General features: G+C 50.5%; 1 protein-coding gene. It reads left to right on the top strand.

What is annotated here, in order from left to right; genetic code table 11:
* A partial coding sequence (locus tag QZF50_RS23670) for an AAA family ATPase (RefSeq protein WP_290389043.1) occupies window positions 1-888 on the top strand: 888 nt, incomplete at its 5' end.
* Window positions 889-1,193: the final 305 nt, after the last annotated feature.

A 1,193-nucleotide genomic window follows, 5' to 3' on the forward strand; every position in this document is an offset into this window, starting at 1 on the left:
GAGCAAGAACTGCACCATCGCGTCATTGGTCAGAACGAAGCGGTTGATGCGGTATCTAACGCTATTCGCCGTAGCCGTGCGGGGTTGGCGGATCCAAATCGCCCGATTGGTTCATTCCTGTTCCTCGGCCCAACGGGTGTGGGGAAAACTGAGCTTTGTAAGGCGCTGGCGAACTTTATGTTTGATAGCGACGAGGCGATGGTCCGTATCGATATGTCCGAGTTTATGGAGAAACACTCGGTGTCTCGTCTGGTTGGTGCGCCTCCGGGATATGTCGGTTATGAAGAAGGTGGCTACCTGACCGAAGCTGTGCGTCGTCGTCCGTATTCCGTCATCCTGCTGGATGAAGTGGAAAAAGCGCATCCGGATGTCTTCAACATTCTGTTGCAGGTACTGGATGATGGTCGTCTGACTGACGGGCAGGGGAGAACGGTCGACTTCCGTAATACGGTTGTCATTATGACCTCTAACCTCGGTTCCGATTTGATTCAGGAACGCTTCGGTGAACTGGATTATGCGCACATGAAAGAGCTGGTGCTCGGTGTGGTAAGCCATAACTTCCGTCCGGAATTCATTAACCGTATTGATGAAGTGGTGGTCTTCCATCCGCTGGGTGAACAGCACATTGCCTCGATTGCGCAGATTCAGTTGAAACGTCTGTACAAACGTCTGGAAGAACGTGGTTATGAAATCCACATTTCTGACGAGGCGCTGAAACTGCTGAGCGAGAACGGTTACGATCCAGTCTATGGTGCACGTCCTTTGAAACGTGCTATCCAGCAGCAGATCGAAAACCCGCTGGCACAGCAAATACTGTCTGGTGAATTGGTTCCGGGTAAAGTGATTCGCCTGGAAGTTAATGAAGACCGGATTGTCGCCGTCCAGTAAATGATAAAACGAGCCCTTCGGGGCTCGTTTTTGTCTATAAGTTAGACGGAAAAGACTATATTTAAGATGTTTTGCCTGAAAAATGAGCGAACGATAAAGTTTTTATATTTTTCGCTTGTCAGGCCGGAATAACTCCCTATAATGCGCCACCACTGACACGGAACAACGGCAAACACGCCGCCGGGTCAGCGGGGTTCTCCTGAGAATTCCGGCAGAGAAAGCAAAAATAAATGCTTGACTCTGTAGCGGGAAAGCGTATTATGCACACCCCGCGCCGCTGAGAAAAAGCGAAGCGGCACTGCTCT

The organism is uncultured Escherichia sp. (assembly GCF_948475835.1).
Taxonomy (GTDB): Bacteria; Pseudomonadota; Gammaproteobacteria; order Enterobacterales; family Enterobacteriaceae; genus ECMA0423.